The organism is Niallia sp. M35 (genome assembly GCF_050971705.1).
GTDB lineage: Bacteria > Bacillota > Bacilli > Bacillales > Cytobacillaceae > Niallia > Niallia circulans_A.
Genome location: NZ_JBPCEP010000015.1, coordinates 70,235 through 90,447 on the forward strand (window position 1 = coordinate 70,235; position 20,213 = coordinate 90,447).

The 20,213-nt window shown below is 33.9% G+C and carries 32 protein-coding genes; 6 read left to right on the plus strand and 26 right to left on the minus strand.

Annotation, left to right across the window (positions count from 1 at the left end; all coding sequences use genetic code 11):
* Window positions 1–4 precede the first annotated feature (4 nt).
* The 8 genes from NiCM35_RS20235 to NiCM35_RS20270 form a co-directional block, all read right to left on the minus strand.
* On the minus strand, window positions 5–211 hold the full coding sequence (locus NiCM35_RS20235) for a DUF1657 domain-containing protein (protein WP_031537031.1): 207 nt from the start codon (window positions 209–211) through the stop codon (window positions 5–7).
* A 12-nt stretch (window positions 212–223) separates the two neighbouring features.
* Window positions 224–574: a stage V sporulation protein AE gene (gene spoVAE, locus NiCM35_RS20240; RefSeq protein ID WP_031537032.1), complete on the minus strand. Its 351-nt coding sequence runs from the start codon at window positions 572–574 to the stop codon at window positions 224–226.
* Window positions 571–1,590 carry a stage V sporulation protein AD gene (gene spoVAD, locus NiCM35_RS20245; RefSeq protein ID WP_031537033.1) on the minus strand — a complete coding sequence of 340 codons (1,020 nt, stop codon included), beginning with the start codon at window positions 1,588–1,590 and terminating at the stop codon, window positions 571–573. Before spoVAD ends, spoVAE begins: the two co-directional genes overlap by 4 nt.
* Entirely contained in the window at window positions 1,590–2,069 is a 480-nt protein-coding gene (gene spoVAC / locus NiCM35_RS20250) for a stage V sporulation protein AC (RefSeq protein ID WP_031537034.1), read from the minus strand. The genes spoVAD and spoVAC overlap by 1 nt, the downstream gene beginning before the upstream one ends.
* Window positions 2,070–2,086: 17 nt before the next feature.
* A complete protein-coding gene (locus NiCM35_RS20255) occupies window positions 2,087–2,560 on the minus strand; it encodes a YhcN/YlaJ family sporulation lipoprotein (RefSeq protein WP_031537035.1) in 474 nt (157 codons plus the stop codon).
* A 79-nt stretch (window positions 2,561–2,639) separates the two neighbouring features.
* Window positions 2,640–2,846, minus strand: coding sequence for a DUF1657 domain-containing protein (locus NiCM35_RS20260; RefSeq protein ID WP_031537037.1), 207 nt, complete (start codon window positions 2,844–2,846; stop codon window positions 2,640–2,642).
* A gap of 91 nt (window positions 2,847–2,937) precedes the next feature.
* A complete protein-coding gene (locus NiCM35_RS20265) occupies window positions 2,938–3,060 on the minus strand; it encodes a hypothetical protein (protein ID WP_264298269.1) in 123 nt (40 codons plus the stop codon).
* Entirely contained in the window at window positions 3,057–3,275 is a 219-nt protein-coding gene (locus NiCM35_RS20270) for a hypothetical protein (RefSeq protein WP_035416354.1), read from the minus strand. Before NiCM35_RS20270 ends, NiCM35_RS20265 begins: the two co-directional genes overlap by 4 nt.
* Window positions 3,276–3,650: 375 nt before the next feature.
* On the opposite strand from NiCM35_RS20270, the gene NiCM35_RS26765 reads away from it, so the two are divergent.
* On the plus strand, window positions 3,651–3,872 hold the full coding sequence (locus NiCM35_RS26765; RefSeq protein WP_081836612.1) for an inner spore coat protein YmaG: 222 nt from the start codon (window positions 3,651–3,653) through the stop codon (window positions 3,870–3,872).
* 537 nt (window positions 3,873–4,409) lie between these two features.
* Here the strand turns inward: NiCM35_RS26765 and ltrA are convergent.
* Window positions 4,410–5,672 (minus strand): group II intron reverse transcriptase/maturase, encoded by a 1,263-nt coding sequence (ltrA, locus tag NiCM35_RS20275; RefSeq protein WP_031537038.1) that lies wholly within the window; start codon window positions 5,670–5,672, stop codon window positions 4,410–4,412.
* Window positions 5,673–6,755: 1,083 nt separating this feature from the next.
* Between ltrA and NiCM35_RS20280 the strand changes: the two genes are divergently transcribed.
* Both NiCM35_RS20280 and NiCM35_RS20285 read left to right on the plus strand, forming a co-directional pair.
* A complete protein-coding gene (locus NiCM35_RS20280; protein ID WP_031537039.1) occupies window positions 6,756–7,325 on the plus strand; it encodes a YitT family protein in 570 nt (189 codons plus the stop codon).
* Window positions 7,326–7,488: 163 nt separating this feature from the next.
* On the plus strand, window positions 7,489–8,238 hold the full coding sequence (locus tag NiCM35_RS20285; protein WP_081836613.1) for a polysaccharide deacetylase family protein: 750 nt from the start codon (window positions 7,489–7,491) through the stop codon (window positions 8,236–8,238).
* A gap of 129 nt (window positions 8,239–8,367) precedes the next feature.
* On the opposite strand, the gene NiCM35_RS20290 is transcribed toward NiCM35_RS20285, so the two are convergent.
* Entirely contained in the window at window positions 8,368–8,811 is a 444-nt protein-coding gene (locus NiCM35_RS20290; RefSeq protein WP_031537041.1) for a cell wall hydrolase, read from the minus strand.
* A 392-nt stretch (window positions 8,812–9,203) separates the two neighbouring features.
* Here NiCM35_RS20290 and NiCM35_RS20295 point away from each other — a divergent pair, with 392 nt between their 5' ends.
* The 3 genes from NiCM35_RS20295 (at window position 9,204) to NiCM35_RS20305 (ending at window position 12,143) form a co-directional block, all read left to right on the plus strand.
* The gene (locus tag NiCM35_RS20295) at window positions 9,204–10,697 is read left to right on the plus strand and encodes a phospholipase D-like domain-containing protein (protein ID WP_047945075.1); all 1,494 of its coding nucleotides are present in this window, start codon (window positions 9,204–9,206) and stop codon (window positions 10,695–10,697) included.
* Between the two features lie 160 nt (window positions 10,698–10,857).
* Window positions 10,858–11,436 carry a CBO0543 family protein gene (locus tag NiCM35_RS20300; RefSeq protein ID WP_152116729.1) on the plus strand — a complete coding sequence of 193 codons (579 nt, stop codon included), beginning with the start codon at window positions 10,858–10,860 and terminating at the stop codon, window positions 11,434–11,436.
* Window positions 11,437–11,459: 23 nt separating this feature from the next.
* The gene (locus tag NiCM35_RS20305) at window positions 11,460–12,143 is read left to right on the plus strand and encodes a DUF421 domain-containing protein (RefSeq protein WP_047945101.1); all 684 of its coding nucleotides are present in this window, start codon (window positions 11,460–11,462) and stop codon (window positions 12,141–12,143) included.
* Between the two features lie 119 nt (window positions 12,144–12,262).
* On the opposite strand, the gene NiCM35_RS20310 is transcribed toward NiCM35_RS20305, so the two are convergent.
* The 16 genes from NiCM35_RS20310 to lepB form a co-directional block, all read right to left on the minus strand.
* Window positions 12,263–12,568: a hypothetical protein gene (locus tag NiCM35_RS20310; RefSeq protein ID WP_193224649.1), complete on the minus strand. Its 306-nt coding sequence runs from the start codon at window positions 12,566–12,568 to the stop codon at window positions 12,263–12,265.
* A 3-nt stretch (window positions 12,569–12,571) separates the two neighbouring features.
* Window positions 12,572–13,255 carry a DNA cytosine methyltransferase gene (locus NiCM35_RS20315; RefSeq protein ID WP_226793783.1) on the minus strand — a complete coding sequence of 228 codons (684 nt, stop codon included), beginning with the start codon at window positions 13,253–13,255 and terminating at the stop codon, window positions 12,572–12,574.
* A 90-nt stretch (window positions 13,256–13,345) separates the two neighbouring features.
* Complete coding sequence (locus tag NiCM35_RS20320; RefSeq protein WP_156827845.1) at window positions 13,346–13,513, minus strand: hypothetical protein; 168 nt, start codon at window positions 13,511–13,513, stop codon at window positions 13,346–13,348.
* Between the two features lie 125 nt (window positions 13,514–13,638).
* Window positions 13,639–13,893, minus strand: coding sequence for a hypothetical protein (locus NiCM35_RS20325; RefSeq protein ID WP_047944114.1), 255 nt, complete (start codon window positions 13,891–13,893; stop codon window positions 13,639–13,641).
* 173 nt (window positions 13,894–14,066) lie between these two features.
* Window positions 14,067–14,264: a hypothetical protein gene (locus NiCM35_RS20330; RefSeq protein WP_047944115.1), complete on the minus strand. Its 198-nt coding sequence runs from the start codon at window positions 14,262–14,264 to the stop codon at window positions 14,067–14,069.
* 32 nt (window positions 14,265–14,296) lie between these two features.
* Window positions 14,297–14,527: a DUF3850 domain-containing protein gene (locus NiCM35_RS20335; protein ID WP_016204189.1), complete on the minus strand. Its 231-nt coding sequence runs from the start codon at window positions 14,525–14,527 to the stop codon at window positions 14,297–14,299.
* Window positions 14,528–14,548: 21 nt separating this feature from the next.
* Window positions 14,549–14,713: a hypothetical protein gene (locus NiCM35_RS20340; RefSeq protein WP_161798411.1), complete on the minus strand. Its 165-nt coding sequence runs from the start codon at window positions 14,711–14,713 to the stop codon at window positions 14,549–14,551.
* A gap of 117 nt (window positions 14,714–14,830) precedes the next feature.
* Window positions 14,831–15,136 (minus strand): hypothetical protein, encoded by a 306-nt coding sequence (locus tag NiCM35_RS20345; RefSeq protein WP_016204188.1) that lies wholly within the window; start codon window positions 15,134–15,136, stop codon window positions 14,831–14,833.
* A 476-nt stretch (window positions 15,137–15,612) separates the two neighbouring features.
* Window positions 15,613–15,894 (minus strand): hypothetical protein, encoded by a 282-nt coding sequence (locus NiCM35_RS20350; protein ID WP_047944116.1) that lies wholly within the window; start codon window positions 15,892–15,894, stop codon window positions 15,613–15,615.
* 55 nt (window positions 15,895–15,949) lie between these two features.
* Complete coding sequence (locus tag NiCM35_RS20355) at window positions 15,950–16,129, minus strand: hypothetical protein (protein ID WP_047944117.1); 180 nt, start codon at window positions 16,127–16,129, stop codon at window positions 15,950–15,952.
* 457 nt (window positions 16,130–16,586) lie between these two features.
* The gene (locus NiCM35_RS20360) at window positions 16,587–16,994 is read right to left on the minus strand and encodes a hypothetical protein (RefSeq protein WP_047944119.1); all 408 of its coding nucleotides are present in this window, start codon (window positions 16,992–16,994) and stop codon (window positions 16,587–16,589) included.
* A gap of 261 nt (window positions 16,995–17,255) precedes the next feature.
* On the minus strand, window positions 17,256–17,378 hold the full coding sequence (locus NiCM35_RS20365) for a hypothetical protein (RefSeq protein ID WP_264298272.1): 123 nt from the start codon (window positions 17,376–17,378) through the stop codon (window positions 17,256–17,258).
* 31 nt (window positions 17,379–17,409) lie between these two features.
* Complete coding sequence (locus tag NiCM35_RS20370) at window positions 17,410–17,904, minus strand: hypothetical protein (RefSeq protein WP_047944120.1); 495 nt, start codon at window positions 17,902–17,904, stop codon at window positions 17,410–17,412.
* Window positions 17,905–17,908: 4 nt separating this feature from the next.
* Window positions 17,909–19,255: a hypothetical protein gene (locus NiCM35_RS20375; protein WP_047944121.1), complete on the minus strand. Its 1,347-nt coding sequence runs from the start codon at window positions 19,253–19,255 to the stop codon at window positions 17,909–17,911.
* A 112-nt stretch (window positions 19,256–19,367) separates the two neighbouring features.
* Window positions 19,368–19,679 carry a hypothetical protein gene (locus NiCM35_RS20380; RefSeq protein WP_047944122.1) on the minus strand — a complete coding sequence of 104 codons (312 nt, stop codon included), beginning with the start codon at window positions 19,677–19,679 and terminating at the stop codon, window positions 19,368–19,370.
* A complete protein-coding gene (lepB, locus tag NiCM35_RS20385; protein WP_053215780.1) occupies window positions 19,676–20,209 on the minus strand; it encodes a signal peptidase I in 534 nt (177 codons plus the stop codon). The genes NiCM35_RS20380 and lepB overlap by 4 nt, the downstream gene beginning before the upstream one ends.
* Window positions 20,210–20,213 lie beyond the last annotated feature (4 nt).

The following is a 20,213-nucleotide window of genomic DNA, read 5'->3' on the forward strand; positions in this document are numbered from 1 at the left end:
TCTCTTAAAAACCTTTGTACTGAAATTCCTCTTGTTCTAATTCTCCAACTCGTTTTTTTAAATCCGTGACTACTTCATGTACAACCATCATGGTTTCATGTAATGAACGTTTCGAATCATCATCTAGAGTCTGTAATGCTAAACTTGAAAGACTTGCTTCTACTCCTTTTAAACTGACAAAACATTGTTTGACATCTGATCCTACTGTCATCCTAGATTCTCCTTATCCTTTTGGTTTAAAAATTAAAGCCCCTATCATGCCGAAAATAATGGCTGCTGAAATTCCTGAACTGGTCACTTCAAACATTCCTGTGAGCACACCAACTAACCCATGTTGTTCTGCCTCTTGCATGGCCCCATGTACAAGGGAATTCCCAAAGCTTGTAATAGGTACGGTAGCTCCTGCACCAGCAAAGTCAATCAAGGGTTCATATAATCCAAACCCATCTAAAATGGCCCCCACTACTACAAGGGTACTTAACGTATGTCCCGGAGTTAGTTTAAACACATCAAACATAATTTGCCCAATGACACAAATCAAACCACCTACGGTAAAAGCCCAAAAGTAGGTCATAATGATTGTTCACCTCCGTATTCAATCGATACCGCATGAGCGATACAAGGAATCGTATCATTTTGCTGGAAAGAAAGAGGTGATAATAAAGCACCAGTGGCCACTACTAACATTCTTTTAAATTCGCCTTTTTTCATGCGATTTAATAAATGACCATAGACTACTGTTGCTGAACACCCCGCCCCACTTGCCCCTGCGAGGACTGGTTGTCCTTTCCGATAAATCATAAGTCCACAATCTTGGAATTGTCCTTCACTAATGGAAGTTCCATGCTTTTTAAATAAATCAAGGGAAACTTCACGCCCTATCTTTCCAAGATCCCCAGTGACGATTAAATCATAATAAGAGGGATCAATCTTTCTTTCCGTTAAATGCGCTTCAATCGTATCAACAGCAGCTGGTGCCATAGCCCCCCCCATATTAAATGGATCGGTCAGTCCCATATCAATCACACGGCCTATCGTAGCAGAAGTGACACTCGGTCCATCCCCAGAATCACTTAAAAGGGCCGCACCAGCACCAGTAACCGTCCATTGTGCAGTAGGTGGTTTTTGTCCTCCATATTCTGTCGGATAACGAAACTGTTTTTCAACAGCTGTGTTATGACTCGAAGCCCCTGTTAATATATATTTAGCCCCCTTTGTATTAATAATATAAGCACCTAGAGCCAATCCTTCCATAGAGGTAGAACAAGCACCAAATAAACCAAAATAAGGAGCTCCAATGGTTCGACTAGCGAAACTTGTGGGAGTAATCTGATTGATCAAGTCCCCTGCGAGAAGAAACTGAACCTGTTCCTTTTGTATTTCTCCTTTTTCCATTGCCTTTTGACAAGCTTCTTCAAAAAAAACTTTATGTGCTTTTTCATAGGAATCCTGTCCGAGCCATAAATCGGCATGAAGAAGATCAAAATCTTCCGATATAGCTCCATCTGCTTCAAATGGTCCACCTACTGTTCCAGTGGAAATAATCACAGGCTTTTGTTCGAAAACCCATGTACGATGACCTGCAAGCATTATAAACCACCCCATCTGATTAAAATTGTTTTAATTAAGGCAATGATAAAAGCAGAAAACACACCAAATAAAATGACAGAACCGGCTAGTTTAAACATATTGCCGCCTACGCCCAGTACAAATCCTTCGGTTCGATGTTCAATGGCAGGTGATATGACCGCATTACCAAAACCAGTTACGGGTACAGCTGTCCCTGCTCCCCCAAATTGGGCCATTCGATCATATACTCCAAAACCGGTAAGAAGCATCGTAATAAAAATCAAAGTACCTACCGTCGGATTTCCGACCGTTTGCTCTGTAAAATCAAAATAATAGATGTAAAAGTCTTGAATAAGCTGACCAATAAGACAGATGAGACCACCTGTTAGAAAGGCTTTTATACAATTTGTTACAACCGGTCTTTTTATTTCACGTTGTTTTTGTAATTCCTGGTACTCCTGTTGGACAGGAGTTAATTGTTTCTTTTGATTATTTGACATAGCTCGATCCTTCCTCTTTACGTCTGTTCCTTTAGAATACTTTCAAGTTTTTGCAAATCTTTTTTCAAGCTTTTCTTATTCATATTGTTTTTTTGCAGTCTTTGTTCTATTTTTTCGAGTTCCCAGAACATTTTTTTATCCGTCGAAACGACGACTTTATGATTCGGATACATTTTTTCTAAGTCTGACTTTACTGTCTTCTCGATACTTTTTAATCGAAAACGATTGAAATTTTCTACCTTTATTGCTACAAAAAGCTCTTTATCTGTATTCACAGCCTTTACATCTGAAATTTCTTCTTTGGTAATAATCTTTTCTTTAGCCCTATTGGCAACAGATTGACCGATGGGTTTACTCGTATGTACTTGTGAAATACCTAAATGATTGTTATCCTCATCTAACTGATTTTGGTTATCGTTACATCCTGTTCCAAACCCGATCACGGCTAAAATGGAAAGAAAAATTTTTATTTTGGTTATTTTGTCTTTCATGAAACCATCTCCGTTTTTCCCATTATTTAAAGGAATTAAAAAAGGTTGGTTGGGAGGCCAACCTTTTTTATCTTACTCATTATTGTTGTTTGTATTGAGGTTCTTCTTGTTCAATTTGTTGAACGCGTGGTTCAAGGCTGTTAATAACAGATTGGGTTTGTTTAGCAGCATCTTGGTAAAGTTGCTTTGCCTGTTGATTATCTGTACCAAGAGCAAATGTTTCGAAACTTGCTTGTGCACTTTTTAATCCTGCTAGAGCTGTCTTAACATCATTTATTACTGTCATGATGAATCCTCCTTGAATTTTTTGACCTTTTTAGATTACCCGAATCAGAATTTTCTTATGTGGTGAATTTTTTGGGAATATAGTTATAAAATTACTTTTGGTGAATAGCACCATTTTTTCTGTAGTAACCTCGTTTCCAAATCCCCATCAGTTCTTCTATTTGGCGACGATTATAGGTTTGCGATGTATAATCTTTTTGGGTAATATGTCTCATCTCAAATTTTTTCCACCGTTCCCTTTACTGAACTTAATTAAACACAATAAATATAGAAAACCGCCTGCAACTTCATTTGATGCTTGTTTTAATGCTTCTGAAGCAAGAGTAGTATTAGCAGCAGATTGTTCAATCGCTGAAGTTATCATATCTTTTACTATAGAAGAGGCTGCCTCTGCTTGTTTTAATTTATTAGTATCAATTTGATTAGCCATGCTACTTCCTCCTGTTTGTGGTTTAGTACAAAGATAGAATGCCTCGAATAAAATGTTTTATCCTCAATTCTAAATAGCAATTATTCCTTTGGATAGACAATTATTGAGATTCCTTTCGTTTTAAAATTAAGCCAAAATATTACTAAAATAAATCTTCTGTAGCTTTGAAATAAAGTTGCAATACTAATAAAAAAGACGCGATATTTTTAAGAAAGTCGCGACGTTTATAAAAAAGATGCGATGTTCTAGCCCTTAACAAAGCACCAATTACAGATTTAAGCCTGATTTAAAATCCCTTTTCATGAATTCAGAACCGCAATATTATTACGATCCATCTCGGCAAAATAATCAGGTTGAAAATTTAGACCAAAGGATTTGGGGTATAAGGCCATTTTCTTTAGACCATTTTTTAGGCCTTTTCCCTTTAGACCATTTTTTGGATCTCCCTTCTTTTGGAGACCATATTGGTGGAGAAGCCCATTTCTAGGCGGTTTATTAGGTGGTTTGTTGGCTGGTACGTTATTGAGCCCATTTTGGTATGGTTATCCTTATTTTTATTATCCGTATTATCCGTATATCTTTTTTTTAGCATCATGACTCTGTATAAATTAAAATCATCACTAATACAACATGTATTATAAACAGGTATTTTGAAGTATAAAATTGAGAATAGGAGTTTGGAGTCCAGATTGGAGCTGACACCACTTCACGGGGTAGCGTCAGGATTTTCACAATTTACAACGTTGAGAATACAATCGTTGTTATATCAAGGGGTATGAGGTTTATATCAATATGGTCTAATCTATTGGGACTTAACCGATTTTACGTAAAATAAAGCTTACTAGTGTCTCGTAAGACTTGTCTCAAAAGTCTTATCGTTGTTAAATCCTTCGTTTTTAACAATGAAAACAGCTTAACGTTGTAAATCCGCATTTTCGGGACGCTACCCCTTCACGAGCTTAGAGCTAATGGTTTAGTTACCGGTTATAAAAACGGTTAGTTCATAAAACGAACAACAGTTTGGTTTATCTCTCCATTAAAGAGATTATTATACTTAATAATCGAGTAGGAGGGAGTGATTAACTCCCGACCTCTCATACCACCGTACGTACGGTTCCGTATACGGCGGTTCAATTAAGATGAATAACGCAAAGTTTCGTAACGAACTTGTAGACTTTTCAGCCCTTGGCTTTCCCAATAGGAATTGCCGAGGGTTCTGTGTAATATGGGGCTTTTAGAAATGCGCCAGTACCCTTTTCGGGTGTTTCCCCACTCGTATGCTTTTCCAGAAGGAACTTTCAACCGAGTAAGATTTCTGACTCTTGTTTGAGGTTTCTTCCAATTCTTCCATAGACACATTCTTAATCTTCTTTTAATCCAGCTATCTAGTGATTTGAATGTGGAACTTGTATCTGCTAATCCAAAATAACCACACCACCCCATTAGATATTGGTTTAACATCTTGATTCTGTATTCCATGGAGTATGGCATCTTTCTTGAGGTAATCTCTCGTATTTTCTTCTTCATTCGAACTAGACTTGTTTTCGCAAGACGAACCTTTGGTTCTTTGTGATTCGTGAAACTAAAACCTAAGAACTTCCGGTTCCAAGGACGGTCTACCGCTGATTTCTTTTCGTTTACTTTTAAACGAAGTTTTCCCTCAATAAATCTTTGTACACTCGCCATTACTCTTAGACCCGCACGTTCTGTTTTCACATAAATATTGCAATCATCTGCGTATCGAACGAATTTATGTCCACGTTCCTCCAACTCTTTATCGAGTTCATCTAGAACTATGTTTGAAAGTAAGGGACTTAAAGGTCCACCTTGTGGTGTTCCTTCTTCTATACTTGAAATCACTCCATTTATCATGACACCAGCTTGGAGATATTTACGAATAAGTTTTAATAAAGATTTATCTGAAATTCGTTTCGCTAATGTTGCCATTAGTCGGTCATGATTGACCTTATCGAAGAATTTCTCTAAATCCATATCAATCACCCATCGATAACCTTCCTTTAAATAACCCTTTGCTTTCCGAACAGCGTCATGGGCACTCCGATTTGGACGGAATCCATAACTGTGGTCCGAAAATATTTTGTCATATTCCTTTGATAAAATCTGCGAGATAGCTTGTTGAATCAAACGATCTGTCACGGTTGGGATACCTAGTAAACGCACACCACCATCTGGTTTCGGGATTTCGACTCGACGTACTGGTTGTGGTTCATAGGTTCCATTCAAAATCTGCGATTTAATGGTTTCCCAATTTTCGAGGATGTGCTGTCGTAAGGTTTGTACGGGCATCATGTCTACTCCATGGCTTCCTTTATTCGCTTCCACTCGCTTTAGCGCTTGTATCATATTTTGCCGTTCAAGAATTTGATTCAACATCACCATTTCGTTCCTTTCCGTGATTAGCTTATCTTATTATGCCCATCTGAACTCCACCCTCCGCAAATACCCTCGTGGGATTCACCACTACTTTCTAAGCGTGAGGTTTCTCTGTTTTCTGTGCTATTTCATTCTAGATGGAAAGCCAAGGGCTAATCTCTCTTAATTGTTCAGTCCTTCCGACTGGTTCTAGACCCAATCGTACTATGACCTCTGCTGACTTCTGATGATTCAGCTACTTGTCACCAAGTAGGTTATGAAGGGTACTTCACGTTTCCATCAGACCTCCCCGGGTAAGCACATGCACTTTTACACCATCTATCCGCCTCATTTACTAGGTATGACCTTCGACAGAAAGGACTTTGTTTTGTGTTGCAAACTCATCCAGTCGTAACTAGCCTTGTATGAGATTCGTGTTCCTCGGACCGGTGTTTTGCCTCCAGCTTCCTTCAGATTCCGCGTCACCACGGACACCCTAGCTCTTGGCTAACCTCTACTTCTGTCTTCGGGGTTCGGGACTCGCACCCTATAGTTCATGTGCATGCCGGGCGCACAACAAGGAAATGGGACCTCATTGAGAAGTCCCATTTTGTTTGGGAAAAATGCTCCTGTATAGGTAATCTTCACAGATAGACGTTAGTAATTTATTTTTAGAATAGAATATGTGTCTTTGTGATAAGAGTGCAATTCTCATTAATTTAAATAATTTAACTTGCCTATAAAGGAAATAAACATAAATGATTTTAGTTTTGCACGAATTATTTCGTCAGCTCAAGGAAACTTACCTTATTACACAATAAATAAAAAAACGGAGTGAACTAAAAAGGGATTTAGATATATGGGATCAAGGGAGTAATAGTAACTTTACTGAAGTTTAAATTATTTTTTACTTATGGGATTTCGGAGCATTAAAGTACCTAAAGAATTACTTTCTTTAGATACTTTAATGCCTTTTAAGAAAGGGGGAAAGTGGAGGCGATTATCCCCTAATAAATGAAGTATTCCCTAATATATTTAATTTTTCCTCTGCATTCTTATTCTTAACCTTAAAACCCCGACATATTATTAGATTAAAAATGAGACAAGGTGATTGTTATTTTTAAGAAATTAATAGCTACTCTTATTGGAAGTCTGTTATTAGGAGTTGGTGTGAATGGGTTTCTAGTTCCTCATCATTTAATAGATGGTGGAATCCTTGGGATCGCACTATTACTTCATTATTTTTTTAAATTTCCAACTGGTATTATAATGGTGGGGTTAAGTATCCCTATTTGTATATTTTCCTCAATAAATAAAAAAGAGTATTTTTTTAGTAGTTTGCAAGGCTTATTGGTTTCGTCCTTATTTATTGATTTACTTGTTCCTCTTCGTTCTCAATTTTTTATTCCCCAACTTGCAAGCGCACTAATTGGAGGTGCAATAATTGGAGTTGGTGTTGGTCTAATGCTGCGATATAAGACAAGCACTGGAGGAACTGACTTACTAGCTGAAATTATTTCTGAAACTTTTTCGTTAAATATTGCACTTGTAATCATACTGATAGATGGAATTATTGTGTTGGCATGTCTGGCTTTATTAAAATTAGATACCTTCATTTATTCATGTATAGCTATTACCTCTGTGGGTTTAATAACATCCTTAATTAAAGGAAAATAATTTTTTATTGAGAGTCCCAACAACAAACGTGGAAACATACGCTAAGCAATATCGACATGAAGAAAGCCGATTTTTCCTACGGTGTAGTTAATGGGATGGGAATAATAAGCCTATAAGATTAGTGTTATGATTGTTTTTTTTTAATTACATAAGTCTATTGTTGATGGGTATTTTAAAATTATTAGTTTATATTGCGGAGGAGTTTTATGAGGAAAAAAATTCGCTAATACTAATAGTGTTTTTAAGTACTTTCATTTTAACAATTACGGATCTTATTGGACCATTTAATACTATTGGCTCTGGTACAGCAGCCTTAAAGGAGAAAAATGATGAACTTTACAAAGAAATTAAAGTGTATAGAGAGGAACATAAAATTGAACCGATTGATGCAAAAGTCGATAGAGTGTGGAAGGCAATTCCTGGATACAATGGATTGGATGTAGATATTGAATCTAGTTATAAAAAAATGAAATCAGATGGTAATTTTCACAAAAACAAAGTTGTTTATAAGGAAAAACCTCCAAATGTCCATTTAGAAAATCTAGCACCCATCCCGATTTATAAAGGAAATCCAGAAAAGCCTATGGTGGCGTTATTAATAAATGTTGCTTGGGGTAATGAGTACATTCCAACGATCCTTACCACACTAAAGGAATCCAAGGTGAAGGCGACATTTTTTTTCGATGGTAGCTGGGTTAAAAAGAATCCTGACCTAGCTAAGATGATCTATCGGGAAGGCCATGAAATTGGAAATCATGCTTATAGTCATCTAGATCTTAAGAAGCGATCTAAAAGTGATACCATACAAGAGTTAGAAAAGACGAATGCTCTCATTGAAGAAACCATTGGCATAAAACCGAAGTGGTTCGCACCTCCCAGCGGTTTGACAAACCCTCTGAGGATCTTCCAGTAAGAAGATCCTTTTTTGCTGCTTACTCAATTAATGTACCTTTTTGTTAAGTTAGTATTTTACAATCTTTCTTAGGTAAATACGGTTACTAAAAAGTTTATTTTAGTTTTTATAAATATTCGAATCTTTTCCTCAACGAGGACTATAAACGCTTTCACATGTTCCAGGCGCTGGTTCATAAAAACAATGTTGTTTAAATTGACCAGTAAAAGGTTGGTCATACCATGTTGGAGGACACGGACCATATGGATTAAAGTACCAAAGAGCATATTTCGCTGGGTGATCTCTCCAATATTCCAAATTCTTTCTTGCTAATCTTCTTTCAGATTCTCTTGCTCTTTGATAAAATACATTACCTTTTTGAACAGCTTCAAAAGAGTAATTTCCTCCTTGTACGTGAAAAATGACATCTCTAATTGTTCTTAATTCCTTAAAGTCAGCACAATCTGCTACAACACGGTTAACAATGACATTTCCAACATATAGCATTCCTTGTGGTCCTTCGCCTTCAGCTTCTGCTCTCATCATCCTTGCCATTAAATCGACGTCTGCATTTTGGTAAGCTACTCTTGTCATTTTTCCACCTCCAAAATACAGTATGAAAAAAAGCATACATTCATGCCCTTTTTTACAAATATCAAATGAATACTCTATACAAAACTAGTTAACATAATTAGTAGTAGTGCCTTGCCCCCCTGTTGGAGTCTTTTTAACATCGAATATACTTAGTCAGCCGCAGCAGAATTACGGAATATATTGGGATTAATATAGAAGAAATGTAAAACGGACCTCCATTTTTGTTTTTCGATCCATTTCCAACGTTTAAATTCCTGTGACAAAATAAACTAATTACAAAATTATTTTGGGTGTCTCATAAGAAAAGGTATCTAAACAATTCCTTCGTATTCCAAACGTATACTCGCTACATAGTTTGGACATGTTAAGAGAAACAGAAGGAGGGATTCCAGTTGGAGTGGATTTTTTATCTATACCTGTTAAATATGTTCTTTATCTTATTCATAGCAATTTGGGAAGTACGTAGGCCTGCCAAGGCATTGAATTGGATAATAATCGTCCTTCTTTTGCCAGTCATTGGTTTCTTGCTTTATCTTAGCGTATCAAACCCTAAGTTTATTCATCGAAAAAGATTGAACTCTTCTAAAAATGAATCTAACAAATTACCTGAGACATTCGGTGATTCAGCATCGGTAATTGCCGATGCTTTACGGCATTTCACTGTGAATGGGCTTCGAATGGGCCAAGTCCAAGTGTTTAACAATGGAATAGCAAAATATGAACAACTCATCGAATCCCTACAAAAAGCCCAAAAAACCATTGATCTGGAATATTACATCTATCGGAATGACCAAATAGGTAATCGCATCACAGAACTGCTGATCGAAAAAGCAGTAAACGGAGTGCGGGTTCGTTTTATTAGAGATGGTTGGGGGAGTAAAAAATTTCCGCGTCAAAAAATCCTTCAGATGGTGGAAGCAGGGATAGAATGCCGGACAATATTTCCTTTACGCTTTCCCTGGATTTTATCCAATTGGAATTATCGGGATCATTGTAAGATTGTCACGATCGACGGAAAGAAAGCTTTTACTGGTGGCATGAACGTAGGATATGAATATACAGGATTGAAGCCTGACGTTGGCTTCTGGAGGGATACTCATTTACAAATAACAGGAGAAGCATCAGTCAATTTGCAGACTGTCTTTGACGTTCATTGGAATATTGCTGTGCCGGAACGGATAAAATCGAAAACAAATCTGAAAACAAAATCTGAGGTAACGAAAATCAATCCAATCGGAAGAGTAGATCTTTCCAGATGGTCAGCCGAATTGGGTTCAGAGTTGAGCACCATAGATGGTAAAGAGATGGACATATACCCAAAGACAGGGACATTGCAAAAAGCGTACATCCATACGTTGGAAGGAAACCCTGGAATTCCTACCCCAGTTATTCGTCAAGCTTACTTTATATGTATAACACAGGCGACCAAGACTATTGATATAACAACACCCTACTTTGTACCAGAAACAGATATTATCATGGCATTAAAGACAGCTGTGGCTCGTGGTGTGCACGTAAGATTGCTGGTTCCTCGCCACATTGATCAAAAAAGCGTGGGCTATGCAAGTCGTACCTATTACGGGGAACTTATAGAAGCTGGGGTCCAAATCTACCAGTACAATAAAGGAATGTTACATGCGAAACTGATGATCATTGATGAGGAAATTGCAGAAGTAGGCGCAGCAAACTATGATATGAGAAGTTTTCGCCTGAATTATGAGGTGTGTCAAGTCGTGTACAGTGCTGATGTGGCAAGAGAACTCACAGAGCAGTTCGAGGGGGATCTTACTGATTCTGTACCATTAAGAATTGAAGACTTGTTGCAACGATCCCTGACCGAGCGCATTGTTGAACAGGGTGCTCGCCTCCTTTCTCCATTATTATAAGTTGATGTATCCTGTTTTTATTGTTCTATCTTAAATCTAGATTTAAAAAATTTTTGTTATTTACGATGGAAATTCATTACTAAAAAACGGTAATACTAAAAAGGCAGCTCAAAGAGTTTGAATTCAAAAATATCTGTTACCTTTTAATTTAAATATAGGGATGATATCAATAGATAATATATTTGAAAATCTTAAGGAAATACGTTTATTAGAAGATAAGCTGTATCATTTAGAATTAAATGGTTGGCTAACAAATGAGTTTTTAACTTGGGAATGGTGGATACTAGTTGTTTTTTTAGTTGTGCCTTGGGTTATATGGGCTAAACTTGTTAAACATGACATTATTTTAGAAATTTTGTTATTTGGTACCATAATTATCTTGACAACAACCTTATTAGATGTAGTTGGTGCACAATATAGTTTTTGGGATTACCCCATTGCATTTTTACCTTTTATTCCTCGGGCCTTTCCTTTTGATTTTTCAATGGTGCCTGTAGCTTACATGTTGTTATATCAATATTTTAGAACATGGAAATCTTTTATTTTAGCCCAGATCATTATGGCACTAACATATGCCTATATAGGTGAACCCTTTTGCGAGTGGGTCAAACTTGTTAATTATTTAGAGTGGAGATACAGATATTCATTCATATATTACATCATGGTTGGAATTGTAACTCGAGCTTTAATACTAAAACTAGCCTCTTTATCTAAACCTCAAGATCTTACAACTAAGTAAAATTTAAATTGGAGGAAAAAACTTTGGAAGAAGTCAATATTGGTTTACTGACGATCAAAGTCATCGTTGGTTTTGCCACTTTATTTTTTATCATTATCATAACAGGCAGAACATCCATCTATCAGTTAACCCCGTTTCACTTAGTTTTTGTGTTAGTACTTGGAGATCTTTTAGGAAATACCATTTATGAAGATAAGGTAGGGATTTTTCATTTTTTATATGCCATCGGATTGTGGACGTTTCTTATGTTTGGAATAGAGTTTATGACTCTAAAAAATAAATCGACACGTTCTCTCTTATTAGGCAATCCTAACATCATCATTCGAGATGGTGTTATGGACAGGAAGTTACTTACAAAGAACAAATTGGATGTAAATCAAGTATTGAGTATACTCCGTCAAAATAATGTCTTTTCAGTTCGCGAAGTCAAATACGGTATATTGGAAGCTAATGGGCAAATAAGTTTATTATTAAAATCCAAGTATCAAAAACCAGACAAGCAAGATCTCAATCTTCCAGAAAGTCCAGTAGACCTCCCAACATCGTTAATTATAGATGGGGAAATTTTATGGGATAATTTACATGAACTCGGATTTGATCAACAGTGGTTAGATAACCAATTAACTACCAATGGATATGATAATGTAAAGCGTATACTTTACGCAGATTGGCGAGAGAGTGAAGGCATACATGTAAGTCCTAAATAAAATTTGTTAGGATAAGAGCATTTCTTGGTGAATATAAACTTTAGTCTTCAACAATCAGGCGCTTTAATGAAGTAACTAAAGCCTAATTTTTCACTTATAACACCGAGAAATTAGGCTTTTTATATTTTGATTTCCTTAACGTTGTAAATCCGCATTTTCCTGACGCTACCCCTATTAGAAGGTAATGGTTTACCTGTTAGTAGTTTTTCATAAGATCGCTGCTCCCAGAAAAGAAAGGTGTAACCGATTATAGCAGTTATTGTTAGAATAACAGCGAAAATAATGGATAATTGTCCAAGACTAATATTTCCTTCAGATATCAACTCGATGAGTTTATTAAGCATACTTCTTTCCTTTCTTCCATTTTTGTTTTTAATGATAAGTCTTCTGTAGTGGTAAGCAAAATAGGTATCGATAGTGCTCATTGTCTACAAATGCAACTTGTAAGAGATTGAGGCAATATTTTGCGCTACACAAGTTGGAGCTTTTCCATCTAAATCTGTAATAATTGGCTTATCTCGATATGCACCATTTAATCTTTTTTGAACATAATCAGGAGTATATACTTCTGCTCCAATATCAATAATATCTCTCATTCTCATTGGTTTTGCTTCTGGATAAGATAAATTATGGAAAGGCTTTTTAGTTCCTATAACTATTAATCTTTTACGTTCTTGAGGGAGCCACATATTTGCGTTAACAGGGCATTCTACTCTAACGTAATAATTGGGTAATCTAGTTAAGCACTCCATCACCACTTGAAATTTTCGCATACCAGGAACATTTTCAACTATATACACTTCTGGTTGTGCTAAAGCCACATGTCTAAAAAAATGTAAAAATAAATCATCGCCTGTTCTAGTTCCATGTATATCAGCAATCCGGCTATACTTCGTACAAGGGAAAGTTCCAATATAAACATCTGCATCTTGCTGATCGAGTACAGTTATTTTTGTGATATCGGTTTGGTTTATTCTGTGTTTAAAGTTTTTCCTTAAAGTCTCACAAGCAACTTTATCTATTTCAAAAGATTCCATAATTTCAATACCAGCGTCTAACATTCCTAAGTCCATTCCACCAGCACCACTAAAATAACTTTTTGCTGTTATCATCAAAATTTTGTTCTCCTTCCTACATTACTAAGCTATTTTTCTTATGGTTAATTTTCCATACTATAGCTATATCTATCTAAAACCTTGTAATTATCTCTTTTCAATTATTCTTTGTAGATTTTCACTTTTGTTATTAAGTCTAGTAAAATGAATTGCTATTCTACTTTTTTTCGAACTACTCTTCATAATCTTTATTAAATTATTTACTGCTTTTCCTCTCGCTTCATTAATAATAATGGAATCTTTCATATTCTTCATTTCCCTTTCCACAAAATAGTTATTTAATTTTCAATATCAAGGCATATTATAAGTACTATCTTTACAACACGATTTTCATTATAAAAGTTTTTCAAGTTCGTGTTGTTAAACCCTATTAAATTTAGTTATTCTACTTTTTGATTCATGTATAAACTTCTTAAATATTGTGTAATGACTATAAACCAAAAAGAAATGACTATAATTCCAACAACATTAGCGAGAAAAGGATATTGAATTAATCCTCCGACACCCCAATGGTATGAAAATAATATGACAATTATCCAAGGCAATACTTTTTTTATAATTGGAAAACGTTTATTCTTAATTAAAAATAAATTAATGATGACTAAACTCACTATTAATATATTTATTAAATTCACTTTATTTTCTCTCCTTCATATAACCTTTGTACTATTCAACTAATTGTATTAATATTTTATATCCTTCTATTGTTAGAAAGGTACTCACTTTAAAATTCACATCTTTTTGATTCGCTTCTCCAATCTTAAAATTTTTTTGTCATAATGGTTATCTAATGAACAGTTGTTTCGTACTATGCTATACGTTTTAATATGTTATTTGCTGATTTTTTTATTACTTCTATTATTTCTTTATCAGTTAGTTCGCTAAAAGCTTCTGCAACCTCGTTAGGAATACTCTCATAAACCCCTTCTAATTCAACTATAGCTGATAAAAAATCCATTCCATTGTTTAGAAACCAGTCGCATACAATTTTCTGATTCTTATTCATTGCAAAACCCCTTTCCTACCGTACAATAGTTATCAAACAATAGCCATTACTATATAATTTTCTTGCTGTGCATAATTAGTAATATAAGTAATTTCTCTTTTAACTACTTCCCCTGTATACTCTTGTGCTAAAGGGTTATATTCTTGTAAATAAAGAGTATCTCCAACTTTAAAATCTCTGTCATTTTTTCTGATTTCAAAACTTTTATTTCCATTTCGTACTTCTTCAAAATATTGCGGTTGTATTTTTAAAAAGTGTTCCATTTCCTCACTCCTTCGCAATAGTTACCAAGCGTTTATGCTGTACGTTCCATAGGTTTTACCTAATTTCTCAACGTGGTCACAATATCTATCTAACTTTTCTAATGAAATAAATCTCTTCTTTTTAACTGGCTTATCATTATGAAAAATAACTATGGTGTAAGGTTTGTTTAATTTTTCTTTCTTCACGATTAACTCTCCTTTAATGAATAATAGTTATCTACTTTGAAATCATTTTTTCCTTATATAATCTTTTGCTGTATGATTTGCAATTATAATATAAGATAAACACGTTTTTTGTTTGATTCAATTTTTGTTACTTCTACGATACTTATTCTTCTCTTCAAACTTTTTCAAGGCAACAAAAACTAATATATTCGTTAAAATCAGAAGTAACATTGAGAAAAATCCTATTAGCAACTTATCTTGTGAACTTGCATTGTATGTATATGCTACAAGCTGAATTACCATAAGGACAAAGAATAATAAGAAATTCAGAATAACCCCATCTTTAATTACTATTGATTTTTCTTTGCAGTAACTACATGTCTTATCAGCAATATTCTTCTCATTTAAACATTTCGGACATACTCTTAAATCTTTTTGCGACACTGAGAAAATCCCCTTCTTTCTACCCCATATAAATTATCTATTTTCTATTCCGTTTCTCTTCATATATGAATTAGCCATACCATTTAGAAAACATCAATAACATATATTCAATTCATATTCTTTGCTATTAGTTAAAGCAAGAAAATCAGATTCACACCTAAACATTCAAGACTTACTGTCTTAACCACTTCATTTTCCATTAACAACTCACTCCTTCACAATAGTTTCGAACTATTCATCAACTCTTTTTAGAAATTCAATAAAATCTTTTGAATTTCCAGACCCCATTTCAATTGTGTCAATCCAGCTATCGTGAACAGTATCATTTTCAAGACCTTGTTCATCAAGCTAACCCCTTACTATTTTTTCATGTTCTCTCGCTGTGTGAAACGCTTTTGCAGACTTTCTAATACTATCCTTTATTTCTTTTGGAACTTTCATATATAAACCCCTTTCTACAGCAGAATAGTTTCGAACTACGCATAAATATATTCAGGATTTTTGTTACTTTTATTCTCCACTTCACCGATTCTGATAACTGAAATATTTCCTTCCTTCCATTGGGGAACATTAGCAAAATAGAAGAGTTTGTTTTCTTTTTCGAATAACTCTGTTTTTATTCTTTCATAGTATTTATGCCCCCATTCTGGATAGTCGTATTTGAATATACCCTTATACTTGTATCCTGCTTGTTCCATCGCTTCTAATATTGTTGCTTTTGGTTCATCTAAAGTTATATCGATCAAAATTTCTTTCATTTTTCCCACTCCTTTTTAACGCACTTTAATTTTATATGGTTTGGAAGTACTTTAACTAGAATTCACTTATGAATTCTGCATTTTTAAACTCTGTATTTCTCCTTAAACATTCTTCTTCTATCATGTCTAAATCGTCCATGTCTTGAGGTAACTGACCTCCAAAACTTTCTTCCCATACTTCTTTACTAAGCCAAACTTCTCTTTCTAGTGTTACTTTTATTGCCACTCTTTTCATACTTACTACCTCCCTTTAATGAATAATAGTTATCTATTCAAATTTAATTCTTTATAACCCTCAAACTTTAGTTATCTACTAATTTTCTATGTCCTGTTTTAAGTTGAATTTATCATCACTATCTTTATTTGTATTTTTATTATCAAGAAATTTAATGCGAAGACTATCAAAAATATCCCTAACAACTAATACAAAAACCATTAAAATTGAAAATATTATCAAGAAAATTAATATTGGGGCAAATATTTTGGCATATAATAAAAATCTTTCAAAAAATTGTATCATATTCATAAGTTTACCTACCTATATAATTTTTTTTGCGAAGTGATTACTATTCGGATTTTTAAACATATGTGAAACCCTCTCCTTTAGTCTGTAATCGTTTTAGTCTCATTCTCTAATGGGAGCTGTCAATTTGCCACAATTAAAATCTTTTCTACCGCAAATAGGTTATCTACTACTTCACTCTCTTTAACTCCAGCCTTCCAGTCTCAGCATTAAAATCAACAACTTTAAATTTTTCAGTGAAACTAAATGGAGCATTAATAACATCCGTTTCAATTATTTGATTTTTTTTTAAAGGGTAATATAGCTGTGTAGTATCATCCCCCCGACTACTTACATTCATTACTCCAATTGAAATCGAATCATTAATAAAACCAGAGAAGTAAACGGAATTATCTACTATATAATCACCTATCTTATAAATTCTTTCCTCATTAACAACAATATCTTCATCTTTTTTAGGTAAAACATTAAATGTGCTTTCTAAAGATCTTGTAATAAATGAACTAAAAATATATATGATAGTTATAACTAAAAAACCGAACACAATTAAATTTCTTTTCTTATTTTTCATACTCACTAATGACCCTCTCTTTTATATTTTCATTTCAATTCCGCATTAAAGGTCTTTATTTTTCAACTTCAATTTTTAAATGGTCTTCCTAAAAGTATGCCAATAAAACCTGCTAACACAAAAATTAACACAATTATTCATTGATAAACCTCTTTTATTCCCTATTACTAATCTATCATTTCTATCAATGATTTAATCCAACCAAGTATCTTCAGAATTGCCCCCAATACATCAATATAAAACAACATACCTGATCTCCTTCTCTATTTATTTGATCTTGTTAATCAATTGCACCTTTTTTATATTTTGTTCCATAGCTAAATGATGTTTCTCTAATAAATCTTTCATCTTTTCATCTTGATAGATTTTTACTTTTTGACTAGCCTGCATTTCAATTCCATTAGCATATTCAGAAATTTCCTTAATAAAACCTATAACTCTCTCTATCTCTTTTTTTTAAATCCTGCTCAGAAAGTTTTTTAGAGAGGTCTTCCAATGACGAAATCGAATAAATAATTTCTTCATTAAAATGAATCACAAAATATTCTTCTTTAATTTTTGATAAAGGAATCAAAATTTCATTTCTGAATAAGTAATAATTGCTATTGTCCAGCTTGAAAGCAAATCTCTTTTTATTTACTTCGTAGTAACGGTTACTTACCCTAAGATTTTCTTTTCTCATGGACCAAATCAGATTCCATTTCGGATTCAGAGGGTCATATTCATTAATAGGAAAAGAAAACTCAATAACTTTCCCTATGCTCTTCCCATAAGGAATATCAATTTCATTTATAAAACTTACCTTTTTATGATTTTTTAATTGGTCCAAATATTTACGAGAATAATGAATCTTAAATAATAATGAACCAATAAGAAATACCAACAGTATTTTTTCTATCCATAATATTATTTGCATGTTATTACCTTCTCCCTTTTATAATGGCCATTTTAAGCTTCTTCCTATCTTTTAAACCATTGCTTAACATTATCGCTATTGAAATACATAAAGCACCTATAAAGACGATATGTAGCAGAATCTTTAAATCATCTAGTGATAAAAAGGGAGATTCGTTTTTGCTACTTGCCTTTTTCTCGTCATCAAAGTTAAGCTTCCACATTCCTCCCTCATATAAAGCTTTAATTTCAACCTCAGTTGTTTTCTCTATATAATCGTCAAAAAATCCAGGATATAGATGAGTTAGATTAACGGTGAAAGAATACATTTGATCATTTTCTTTTTTCTCTTTAAGTATGTCTATTGATGATAACGGGTTTTCGTTTTCACTAAATGCTTCAATCATTTCAGTTTTAATTTCTTCATCTGTCTTCCCCTTTGTAAAGCTTTGATTTTTAGAGACTAAAGTGCTTGCAGCCCCATAGTTTGCATTTATTACTTCTTTATAATATTTAGTAACTACTTCCCTTGGGGTTAAATCATGTTTATCGATCACTTGGTTAACAGCATCATCTACTAGTTCAAAAGTTAAATACCATTGATTTTCAAACTTAATAGCAACGATTCTTTCTTGATAGGTATATTTTTTGGAGTCAGTTAACGAAGCAGTAAACAAAATACTTCTTCCATCGATTTCCTTAGCATCTTCTATGCTAAAAGTAGCAACAGAATTAACTTTGCTAGTATAAAATTGGGATATTTGTTTTATTACTTGTTGAATATCAGAGGTATTTCTCTTTTCTTCAGGCACTAATTGACTTTCAATTTCCGGTTTAGATAGTAACAGCTCTTTAATTGCTGTTCCATAATTCCCTTGTCTTATTAATTCATAATAACTATTTACCTTTTTGCTCGCCTCTTCCTTTTCTTCTTCAGTAATCGGTTCAGTATCCTCAACAGCTTTTACATCTTTCAATTCTTCAACTTTAACTGGTTCGCCTGTTTCAGCAGAAACGTATATCGGATCTCCTTCATTGGTCACAGAATCTAAAATCAAATACACACCAGCAGCGGTTAATAATGTTTTGCTAAAATTATTCCCCTTATAATAAGCTTGTCCTTTATATTTATTTTTTCCTTTAGTTGCATTTGCTGCAGCATTTTTACTTTTAATATTACTAGGACTAGTTTTTGCATTGGTTTTTGTATTATTTTTTGATTTCACTGAGCTAACCTTACCGCTATTAATAGAAGAACTTTTCACACTAGAACCTCCGGTTTTCCCTAAAGATACCTTTGCAGAGGCTGTACTATATGCTGTGAAAAATAATAAAATAATACTGAGGGTCATTATTGCTATTTTTTGGTTCATTACATTTTCCTCCTTAATCAAAAGATGAAGAACTATCACTTGAAGAGTCATTACTATAATCACTAGATGAATAATCATAAGAATTATTGTTTGTATAATCAGAACTACTTGATTACTCGTTTGAATTTTCAATCATTTCCCTTAGTACATTTCCATTTTCAAAATAAAAATTATTATTGAAAAACTCATTAGAGTTTTTGTTAGTTTCATAACTGCTTTTATTAGAGTAACCTTTCAATTGCCCATTTTTCATTCCACTTCGTTCTCTTATTTCAGTACCATTCCTTACGTTTATAAATTGTTGGATTTTTCTATGTTCCAAACTGTCTCTTCGTTGTTCTTTTTTCAACTCCGTTATATTTCTTTTCAAGTAGTCAATAACAAACATTAACGATATAACACATATTAGAAGAAAAATAATCATTTAAAACTATCCTTTCCGATTGAAATAGACACTTTGTTTAAAGGCCAATAACGCATTCCAATGCAGCCTTCTACACTTTCAATAGGAATTGTTCCTATTTCTCTACTATCCGTACTAAATTGTCTATTATCCCCTAATACAAATAAATGATCAGCTGGTACTTTCCCCACTAAAGCATAATCTTCCGTATAAATATCTTTGTTTTTAGGTATAAACACCTCATCAATAGCTTCATTATTTATAAACAATTGATTGTTCTTGTATTGGACCGTTTCACCTGGCAACCCAATTACTCGCTTTACTATTTTCTCTCCTGATGGAAGACGGGCAATTATGATTGAAAATCTATCCGGTGTATTAAATTTATTTATTAGAACTAAATCACCATTCTGTAGTGTAGGCTTCATAGATTCTCCATCTACCTTTAAAGGAACAAAAATAAATGATCTTACGATGAACAATACTATAAAAAAAATAAGAATTTTCCTTACATATGTTTTCATTTTTGTTCTCTCTTCTTGACTCATCATCTTA

What these genes read in the sequence shown, in the direction of transcription:
- NiCM35_RS20355 (WP_047944117.1), bottom strand. Translation starts at nt 16,129, where the DNA reads ATGAAAAGAGTGGCAATAAAAGTAACACTAGAAAGAGAAGTTTGGCTT.
- NiCM35_RS20270 (WP_035416354.1), bottom strand. Translation starts at nt 3,275, where the DNA reads ATGGCTAATCAAATTGATACTAATAAATTAAAACAAGCAGAGGCAGCC.
- NiCM35_RS20335 (WP_016204189.1), bottom strand. Translation starts at nt 14,527, where the DNA reads ATGGAACACTTTTTAAAAATACAACCGCAATATTTTGAAGAAGTACGA.
- NiCM35_RS20365 (WP_264298272.1), bottom strand. Translation starts at nt 17,378, where the DNA reads ATGCAGGCTAGTCAAAAAGTAAAAATCTATCAAGATGAAAAGATGAAA.
- NiCM35_RS20310 (WP_193224649.1), bottom strand. Translation starts at nt 12,568, where the DNA reads ATGAGCACTATCGATACCTATTTTGCTTACCACTACAGAAGACTTATC.
- NiCM35_RS20370 (WP_047944120.1), bottom strand. Translation starts at nt 17,904, where the DNA reads ATGCAAATAATATTATGGATAGAAAAAATACTGTTGGTATTTCTTATT.
- NiCM35_RS20285 (WP_081836613.1), top strand. Translation starts at nt 7,489, where the DNA reads ATGGGTATTTTAAAATTATTAGTTTATATTGCGGAGGAGTTTTATGAG.
- NiCM35_RS20265 (WP_264298269.1), bottom strand. Translation starts at nt 3,060, where the DNA reads ATGAGACATATTACCCAAAAAGATTATACATCGCAAACCTATAATCGT.
- spoVAE (WP_031537032.1), bottom strand. Translation starts at nt 574, where the DNA reads ATGACCTACTTTTGGGCTTTTACCGTAGGTGGTTTGATTTGTGTCATT.
- spoVAD (WP_031537033.1), bottom strand. Translation starts at nt 1,590, where the DNA reads ATGCTTGCAGGTCATCGTACATGGGTTTTCGAACAAAAGCCTGTGATT.
- NiCM35_RS20330 (WP_047944115.1), bottom strand. Translation starts at nt 14,264, where the DNA reads ATGAATAAGAATCAGAAAATTGTATGCGACTGGTTTCTAAACAATGGA.
- NiCM35_RS20350 (WP_047944116.1), bottom strand. Translation starts at nt 15,894, where the DNA reads ATGAAAGAAATTTTGATCGATATAACTTTAGATGAACCAAAAGCAACA.
- lepB (WP_053215780.1), bottom strand. Translation starts at nt 20,209, where the DNA reads ATGATGAGTCAAGAAGAGAGAACAAAAATGAAAACATATGTAAGGAAA.
- NiCM35_RS20290 (WP_031537041.1), bottom strand. Translation starts at nt 8,811, where the DNA reads ATGACAAGAGTAGCTTACCAAAATGCAGACGTCGATTTAATGGCAAGG.
- NiCM35_RS20320 (WP_156827845.1), bottom strand. Translation starts at nt 13,513, where the DNA reads ATGAAGAATATGAAAGATTCCATTATTATTAATGAAGCGAGAGGAAAA.
- spoVAC (WP_031537034.1), bottom strand. Translation starts at nt 2,069, where the DNA reads ATGTCAAATAATCAAAAGAAACAATTAACTCCTGTCCAACAGGAGTAC.
- NiCM35_RS20255 (WP_031537035.1), bottom strand. Translation starts at nt 2,560, where the DNA reads ATGAAAGACAAAATAACCAAAATAAAAATTTTTCTTTCCATTTTAGCC.
- NiCM35_RS20375 (WP_047944121.1), bottom strand. Translation starts at nt 19,255, where the DNA reads ATGAACCAAAAAATAGCAATAATGACCCTCAGTATTATTTTATTATTT.
- NiCM35_RS20380 (WP_047944122.1), bottom strand. Translation starts at nt 19,679, where the DNA reads ATGATTATTTTTCTTCTAATATGTGTTATATCGTTAATGTTTGTTATT.
- NiCM35_RS20315 (WP_226793783.1), bottom strand. Translation starts at nt 13,255, where the DNA reads ATGATAACAGCAAAAAGTTATTTTAGTGGTGCTGGTGGAATGGACTTA.
- NiCM35_RS20300 (WP_152116729.1), top strand. Translation starts at nt 10,858, where the DNA reads ATGATATCAATAGATAATATATTTGAAAATCTTAAGGAAATACGTTTA.
- NiCM35_RS20260 (WP_031537037.1), bottom strand. Translation starts at nt 2,846, where the DNA reads ATGACAGTAATAAATGATGTTAAGACAGCTCTAGCAGGATTAAAAAGT.
- NiCM35_RS20235 (WP_031537031.1), bottom strand. Translation starts at nt 211, where the DNA reads ATGACAGTAGGATCAGATGTCAAACAATGTTTTGTCAGTTTAAAAGGA.